Source organism: Galbibacter kalidii, assembly GCF_026241135.1.
Lineage (GTDB): Bacteria > Bacteroidota > Bacteroidia > Flavobacteriales > Flavobacteriaceae > Galbibacter.
Window position 1 is genome coordinate 1 of the sequence record NZ_JAPFGA010000040.1, and the last position, 8,442, is coordinate 8,442.

Here is an 8,442-nt window from a genome sequence, read left to right on the forward strand (position 1 = left end):
CTTTCTTCATACTGTGTAAAATTTAAAATTAATAAAAAAATATCGGGGGTCATGACCCCCGATATTTTCTATTTACACAGTTTATGAGATGCTACCGAAAAATTCTGGATAATCTAAAAATGAAAACCTATTTTTTACGTTTTTGGCCAATCTTATGATTAATACGGTGAACTACATGATTTTATATACTAATGAAAGCGACTTATGAATATATCTAAACAAAACGACGCTACTTTTAATTAACAATAGAAATGTTCCTATTATATATAAACAAAGAATAATTTTTGACATTGGTTTATTCTAATGAATCTAAAAACTCATAAATATTCCCTCCTTTTTTTATAGACAGTCTTTTTCTAAGTCTATTCTTTCTATTCTGAATAGCTTTTACGGACACAAAAGTATAGTGAGAAATTTCTTTTGTTGTAAATTTCAGTTTCATATAAAAACACACTTTTATCTCCATTAAAGTCAAACTAGGTTGAACATGAATAAGTTTGTCATAAAAATCCGGATAAAGCTCCTTAAAACAATTTACAAAAAGAGGATCATTTGCTTTTGCCATTTCTATAACCTGCTCATACGAAGACACCATCTTTTGCCTCAATTCAACAATTTCTTTAGACTTAGACTTAACTTCTTTTATTGTTTCAGAGGCCAGCCTCTTTAATTTTCTTCTTTTACATAATTGGAAGAAAAGAATAGCTACTAACACTAATATGAGGAGAATTGAATTAATGAGTACGATTGTCTTCTTTCTTAAAGCGCTCTCTCCCTCTCTCTCGGTATAATGCAATACATAATTCACAGAATCCCGAATGCTCTTTGTTTCTCTTAAAATTGTACTATCTTTATAAGCTAGCGCCAAGTCTGCACTCTCTAAATGTTTTTCGATATCCCCTAATTGATTATAAATTTTCTTATACAGGATATAATTCTCTTCTAATATATAATAAATCCTCTTATTCTTACTGATAGCAGTTGAACTATCTAGATAGGAAATACTCAGATTATAGTCATTAGTTTTATAATAGATATTGGCCAAATTAGCATATTCAATCTCCAATGACCTTTTAGTTGCTTTTCCATTATTTAATGCTTTTTTATAATAATATTTTGCTGAGTCATATGCTGTTATAGCATTATAGTGTTCTCCTATGTTGGTATATGCCGGAATATGAATAATTTCTTTTATTCTTTCAAAATGATATAGTGCTTTCCTATGATAAGACAAATACTCCTCCATAGATGGTTGGCGTTGAAGACCTCCAGAAAAAACAGCTTTATAGGTATACAACACCCCTAAGAAATACTCTTTTCTTTTAAAATCATGAATCTTATCGATATTTGATAAACTCCTGTCTATGATTTCTATAGATTTAACATTCAATCCTGTTCTTCCATATTGAACACTCAATGCAATATCAGAGAACAGTAAAAGTGAATCATTTTCAATCTGTTTGGCGATGGTTTTAGCCTCCTGAATAGTTTTAAACGCCTCCTTGAAGTCACCTCTTTCTCCTTTGTGTATTCCAATTCTTATCAGGCAAGCAGCCTTTCCAATTGCATAATCGTTCCTTAATGAGGATTTATATAATCTATTTAAAACACCATATATAGAATCAGAAACTTTACAGTATTTTATCGCATTAAGCAAACTGTCTATTTGCCTGTTTGAACAATCTTGTTGAGCAAAAATATTCGTAACAAAAAAAAAACATACAATTATTTTAGAATAATTAAAGAGCATATAAGAAATTTTTAAATATCCGTAATTAGTCATATCCTGTAATACCTGCGATGATAAGCCTATCGAAAAGCTTTTCTCCAAAATATCTTCGGTTCAGCTTATAGATAAATTCATTGAGGTATAATTGAAGGTACTCCCCCTTGATTTTGTGATAATTCCCTAAAAGGTTTCGTTTTGCATTGCTGATGGTGATATGTACCCAGCGCAAGGTTTCTTTGGCGGGGCCTTCACTGGACTTTTCAGAGATATGCAGCTCCACATAGTCCGAGATATCCACATAAGAAGTGCTATCATCGCTCAGGACGATGCTCTTTTCATCAAAACCCCCTTTCACGGTTTCATTAATGCCCCCGGCTTTATGGTTGTCCAACACTTTTGCTTTGAAGTACCGGCACTGGCTGGTTCCCTTTCCGGTTTCAATATCTTCAAGCTGGGCTGATTCCGCCATCACCGCAACGTTCGACTTGCCTGCTGCGTCACGGCCCCGTTTTGCTTTTGATTTTTCCACCTCCGAACTTTCCACGGAAAAGTAGCCCTCATCCATTTCCATCATACCTTCCAAAGTGTAGCGAGCATCACGCCTATCCATAGCTTTGCGCAACTTGTGCACCATTGCCCAAACAGGCTCATAACGCCTCAAGCCCAACTGTTTCTGTATTTCCTTGATGGAAAAGCATTTTTTGGTAGCTGTCATCAAGAATATTGTTTTGTACCATACCAGAAAGGGAAGGTTGGACCCTTGCATAATAGTGCCACTGCGCAAGGAAGTCCGGCTACGGCATTCTTTGCATTCATAGCTCCAACGGCTTTTGATCCAAAAATGTTCGGTGTGACCACACCTCTTGCATACCACCCCCAATTTATCCCTTTCTGCTTTGAAATGGTTCCGGCAGGATTCCTCACTGTCAAAATGTACTGTAAAACTGAAAATATTCATAGTACTCTATTTCGGATAAAAATACGAAATATTTTAAAATTATGGGTGTTTACGGATATTCAAAGAAAATTTTTACAAATAATTGTGAAGACAATTTCTTTTCAGGAAAAACAGATGTAGAATCAAAAATTACCATCAACAGATCAATCACCTTTTAAATAATTTAGAATAATACATAAAGTTCAAAATTGAATCCCACTGTTTATTGATTTTTCAGATTCATCCACGCTTCTAACTATGCTATACCTAAGGTTCTTCAATATTTTATCTACTCACCAATAGACAGGTAATAAGGGCAGAAATACATGGTAATCATCCGCAGTAATACCCCCTCAGCTTCATACAATTATAATGTCTTTTACTATAATATTCGCAGATCCCTATGCCAACTCTACTCCACAATTCTTCTATTTATCATAGAATTGTTTTTAGCAACGATAGCTCTTTCTGGCATTTCGGACATCAATAGATATCGAAAACTGCCAGCTTACATGTAGAGTACACCTGATAATTTGCTCCATGTCCTTAGAGAGTATTAAGAGCAATGACCGCAAGCTCGCTCTCAGTATCGCTACTAAATTATATTCTCTATGAAAAATATTCTCCAGACTGCCTTCAAAACTCAAACCCTCTTCATCCTGTAATAAAGGAGAGTTGGTTCCGGTAACTCTGTGCCAAAATAGCCGAAAGGATCATATAAAGTGAACTTCAAACTCTATCTATTCTAGAAAAGGAGAGTTGAGTTCCTTTAAAAACATCATGACTACTCTACAATAAATAATAGGATTTCTTTTTGAGATGCCCGTAAAAAGGCCCATTTTTCGGCATGACGCGATTGTTCCCCTATACAAAAAGCAAAAACAAAAGCTGTAAAAGAGCGTATACTTTTGAATAAGTATATAGGTTTATACATTTTTATAATAAGTAATTCAAATTATGAATCAGCACTTATATTTATGTGTCGTTCCTGACGCCCTCTGCATTAACACTTTAATAGATGCAAAAAACAGCAGAAACAGTTCCCAAAAGTATTCTTATATATCGACATAAATAGTATCACCCTGATATCATAATAGACTGTATAAACCTAAAAAATATCAAATGTGGGGAGGGCTAATTTTGAGCTCTAGAGAAAGAAAGTTATCCTGTCTCAAACCAAATAATTAGAACTACTATATATGCCCTGTTTAGTTGATATAATGGAGCTAGAAAACATAGTCGCTAGTATTGGATTACAGAGTGAGTTTATTGTTAATTCATATATCTTATTAACAACCTGTTGTGCATTATGGTTTAAAAATATAGTGATGAGTAAAGAAGCAAAGATGTCCTTATTAAGCTTAATGTTGCCTGAAGGTATTCTGGATCATTTTGATATAGCAGGGTTTGAAGGAAAGCCAATAAAGCTCCCTTTGTACGTAAACCGCTTGATCCTTTATTTGGAGGAAAAAGCAAATACCACAACAGTACAAGGATTGTCCGTATAAAGCGAGTGGTTTTATGAAGCCTCGGACCATCAAGGATTACCCCATTCGCAATAATCTGGTTTCTTTAAATCTTAAACGAAGGCATTAGGATGTTTTGCTTGATGTAAATAGGTTAAAGTAAGCCGTAATTGAAAGGAATCTATTGTCCAGAGAACTCGGATGTCTAAGGAGTTCACTGCTTTTTTAAAAGTACTTGGTCAGCACCAAGACTAATGACTGTCATACCATTGGCGGATTTTATGGAGTCAATGGTGAAAAGCTGCAGCGACATTTCCGGGACTACTTGAGCGACTTTAGGGATTGGAAGCAAAAGCCTCATGCCAAACAATGGCTTTTGTATCCGGAGAACATTGGGCCTTGTCTCTCCATTGATGAAACGGCCCTTTCTAAAGGTGAATTCTACACGGTTATTACCAATGAGAAAGCTAAAGGCAAAAAGGGAGCGCTGGTGGGTATTTTTAAAGACACGAAGGCCGAGCCCATCATAAATCAATTACTTACCCTTTCTTCATCGGTTCGTAACAAAGTCCAGGAGATTACTTTGGATATGGCGCATTCCATGAAGCATCTTGTCAAGGTATGCTTCCCGAAAGCAACGCAGGTTACCGATCGCTTCCATGTACAAAAACTGGCCATAGAAGCTCTTCAGTAACTTCGTATCAAATACCGATGGGAAGCCTTGGATCAGGAGAATAAAGCTATTAAACAATGTAAAGCAAACGACAAACAATACACCCCTACACTCTTTCCTAATGGTGACTCGGCAAAGCAGCTGCTTGCCAGAAGCAGGTGTTTACTGTATAAATCTCCAGACAAATGGACTCCTAATCAAAATACAGACATTAAAATCGCCTATACCAAATTAGCACATTGGTATAAAGAAGTAGAGGAATCCGGATTTAAAAGCTTCCAAAACGTAGCCAATAGCATCACTTTGAATTATCGTTCAATCCTTAACTACTTTATAAACAGAAGTACCAATGCTTCCGCTAAATCTTTCAATGCTAAAATAAAAGCCTTTAGAGCTCAATTTAGAGAGGATAGAAATACAAAATACCTTATTCGCTTATCTAAACTAGATGCCTAGAATCTTAAAAAACAGAATTTTGACTTGATACATTGTCACCTCACATCTACCTGTAAAAGCATGGTTTAACTATTTTAAGGAAACCCCACAATTGGCTTGATGTAATATTAGACAGACTAACTAATGGTTCGTATAGAATAGAATTGCGAAGTGCATCGATGAGAAAATATAAAAAGAACAGTAAAAAAATTAATTTTACCGAAAAGTGTCCGTCTTCAGCAGAATATGAACCTTTACCCAAGCTTATTCCACATTAAAAATACTAGCCTCAAAAAAAATCACCACATTATCTCTTAAATAGCTAAATCTGACTTTTCTTGTTTAAGAGATAATATCCTAATTCTTTGATCAGCCATATAAAAATCCCGAAGAATGTAGCATATAATCCAATATAAATAAATACAATATGTGTCTCAAAATTCATAACAATGCTTTATCTTATTTGTGTCCAATTACTTAATAAGTATTAAAATTCATCAATACAGGCTTCAAAATAGATCATTTTTACACCTCGAAATTAGCTCCATTCAAATGAAGTTCTTTCTAAGAAAAAGAACAGCACTTCTTACATCGGGAAATTCCATTTCATAATAGTCTGTAATTTTCTCTAAAATTCTCCTGTTTATTTTATAAACTGAAGGAACAGACTTATCTGTCATTAATGCAATCTCATGAGAATCCAACCCCCTTAATGTCAGATCAATAACTCTCTCTTGCTTTTTCGAAAATCTAACAACTGGCTCCAGTTGACTTTTTAAAAACGATGCTAACTCCACATCCTGCCTATTATTTACATACAACTCCACCTCAAATGGTTCTTTCCTATAAGTACAGATAGGTTGATTAATCAAAATTAAATCTGTCAATCGCATCCCTTCATAATGAAGCACGATAGTTTGAAGAGTCAAAACAAAATCTTTCTCAAACCTCATAGGAAGTACTAATTTTATATATACATATTTATTCTTAACTTTTAAAGCAAATGAATCCTTTTTAATCACATTTAACAAATTCTTGTAAGGATCAACAAAAGGAGGTCTAACTCTTGCTATTAGGCAAGATAATTTTTGAATGGCAAAATTACATGTATTAATATTTCCAATATATTCCATTTGATCTTTATTTATCATATAGTGCCATGATAAATAAAATGGTATGAATTTATTCACATATTTATCCCTAAAACTATTAAAAAATTGACTTTGCATTTTTCTACTTCATTATTGATAGTTACCTGATCACACAAATCAACATTTAAACAATCTATATTCCAAAAAACAGCATACCCCATAGATACCACAATTTGCAATATATTGATATCTAACCCACTACACAGCTGCATTTCACTTACCCTGCACTACAAAAACACATCTCTCATAAAAAATCCCCAACAAATACAGGACAAATGATTTTCAAAAGTGTCTTTTAACGGATCAGACCGTTTCAGAAGTAAATAGATTTAGTCAAAATTAAACTTAAAAACTATAGTGATTTTGTATTAATCATAAGAGTTTATCTTTTTGAAGATCACGGATCAATCCCAAAAGTTGGGTCTGAATTGAATATTGATTTTCTTTGTGGTTTAAAAATATGGTGATGAGTAAAGAAGCAGAGATGTCGTTATTAAGATTAATATTGCCTGAAGGTATCTGGATCATTTTGATATAGCAGGGTTTGAAGGAAAGCCAATAAAGCTCCCTTTATACGTAAACCGCTTGATCCTTTATTTGGAGGAAAAAAGCAAATACCACAACAGTACAAGGATTGCCCGTATAAAGCGAGTGGTTTTATGAAGCCGGACCATCGAGGATTACCCCACTCGCAATAATCTGGTTTCTTTAAATCTTAAACGAAGGCATTAGGATGTTTTGCTTGATGTAAAAGGGTTAAAGTAAGCCGTGATTGAAAGGGATTTATTATCCAGAGAACTCGGATGCCTAAGGAGTTCACTGCTTTTTTATAAGAGATCGACCGATAACACCGCACTGAGCCACCATCAGCTAGGAGGTTTATATAGAGTGCCTGGGAAAAAACTTAAAAGACATTACAAGGATCATTTAAGTCAGTTTAATGGATGGCAACAAAACCCACATGCTAAACAATGGTTTTTGTTTGCTCAGAATTTAGGAAGCAATCTATCGCTGGATGAAACTGCTTTTTCCAATGGAGATCTATACACCATTCTAACCAATAAAAAAGCAAAAGGAAAGAAAGGAACTTTAGTAGCGGTGGTTAAAGGGACCAACACCTCTGGGATTACCTTTGAAATAGATTTTCTGAATATATATCGAGTAAGTGGGAACAAAAAGCGAAAGGCTTCCTACCAAAAGCTCCCTTTAAAACCCATTTACAAGTATAAACTACCGGACAAGGTGTGGAATGGACAATCTTTAAGGTTCGTGTATGTATTGCCCAAGTTTGCGTTGGGGGATAAAGAGAAATTGCAATTGGAGTTGCAGGAGCTCAATGGGAGTAGAAATTTAGTCCTGCATTTTAACTGAACAAGTAATGAGGTCAGTTACCCCATCGTATTTAAAGTATCAAAGATTTGGCAGTAAAATTAAATTACTGCCGAATCTTTAAAAATAAGATAAGAGGAGCTGTGGCAACACTATATCCAATACTGAAAATCAGGTTTTGGTAGCTTCCTTAAGCTACTATACTTATTATAAACATAGAAAAAACTAAAAAATGATACTCTTTGGGTAGCGTTTGTATTCAAAACTTGAGTTGATTATATTCTCCTGTTGCTTGTTTAACTTTTTCTAATAACTTCTCAAAAGTTAAGCTTTGTTCAGGAGGTAGCATCTCATATCACTTTATTAGGATTTCTAAATCTAGCTAAACATCCCCCTCACCTCTTTATAGATCCGTATAAAATTGGCTTCCATTTCCTTATCGCTTATTTGCTTCGGCTTTGGTAATGCCCGTTGAATTTTAGGATATTTGAACTGTACTTTTCTGTCCTTTCCATCCGCAAAGACAATAAACTCCCCTTGCTTTAAACCGTAGAAGGTAGAAGCCCTTGTCTTGGCCACCTCCCGTTCCCCTTTGGTGACCCTGGTATCAAAGTTCAGGTTGTGCCCCTGGTTGACACTTATCGTTGGCTTTTTAACGATCTCAAAAAAGCGTTCATAATATTTGGCAGTATCCGGGTCATTGGCCTTCCCAAAAAACTGAT

General features: G+C 34.8%; 6 protein-coding genes and 2 pseudogenes. 4 read left to right on the top strand and 4 right to left on the bottom strand.

Annotation, left to right across the window (positions count from 1 at the left end; translation table 11 throughout):
• Positions 1–295: 295 nt before the first annotated feature.
• Entirely contained in the window at positions 296–1,750 is a 1,455-nt protein-coding gene (locus OOZ15_RS19555; protein ID WP_265958132.1) for a hypothetical protein, read from the bottom strand.
• A 25-nt stretch (positions 1,751–1,775) separates the two neighbouring features.
• Entirely contained in the window at positions 1,776–2,687 is a 912-nt protein-coding gene (locus OOZ15_RS19560; RefSeq protein ID WP_265958133.1) for an IS1595 family transposase, read from the bottom strand.
• 1,307 nt (positions 2,688–3,994) lie between these two features.
• Between OOZ15_RS19560 and OOZ15_RS19565 the strand changes: the two genes are divergently transcribed.
• From OOZ15_RS19565 to OOZ15_RS20490, 3 genes are all read left to right on the top strand, one after another.
• On the top strand, positions 3,995–4,174 hold the full coding sequence (locus OOZ15_RS19565; RefSeq protein WP_265958134.1) for a hypothetical protein: 180 nt from the start codon (positions 3,995–3,997) through the stop codon (positions 4,172–4,174).
• A 193-nt stretch (positions 4,175–4,367) separates the two neighbouring features.
• On the top strand, positions 4,368–4,826 hold the full coding sequence (locus OOZ15_RS20485) for a transposase (protein ID WP_323053959.1): 459 nt from the start codon (positions 4,368–4,370) through the stop codon (positions 4,824–4,826).
• Between the two features lie 27 nt (positions 4,827–4,853).
• The gene (locus OOZ15_RS20490; protein WP_323053960.1) at positions 4,854–5,261 is read left to right on the top strand and encodes a transposase; all 408 of its coding nucleotides are present in this window, start codon (positions 4,854–4,856) and stop codon (positions 5,259–5,261) included.
• A 527-nt stretch (positions 5,262–5,788) separates the two neighbouring features.
• Here the strand turns inward: OOZ15_RS20490 and OOZ15_RS19575 are convergent.
• On the bottom strand, positions 5,789–6,391 hold the full coding sequence (locus OOZ15_RS19575; RefSeq protein WP_265958135.1) for a hypothetical protein: 603 nt from the start codon (positions 6,389–6,391) through the stop codon (positions 5,789–5,791).
• Positions 6,392–7,498: 1,107 nt separating this feature from the next.
• On the opposite strand from OOZ15_RS19575, the pseudogene OOZ15_RS20540 reads away from it, so the two are divergent.
• Positions 7,499–7,762 (top strand): annotated as a pseudogene (locus OOZ15_RS20540) (DUF4138 domain-containing protein); the annotation flags it as partial.
• Between the two features lie 336 nt (positions 7,763–8,098).
• Here OOZ15_RS20540 and OOZ15_RS19585 read toward each other — a convergent pair.
• A pseudogene (locus tag OOZ15_RS19585) lies at positions 8,099–8,442 on the bottom strand (type IV secretory system conjugative DNA transfer family protein); the annotation flags it as partial.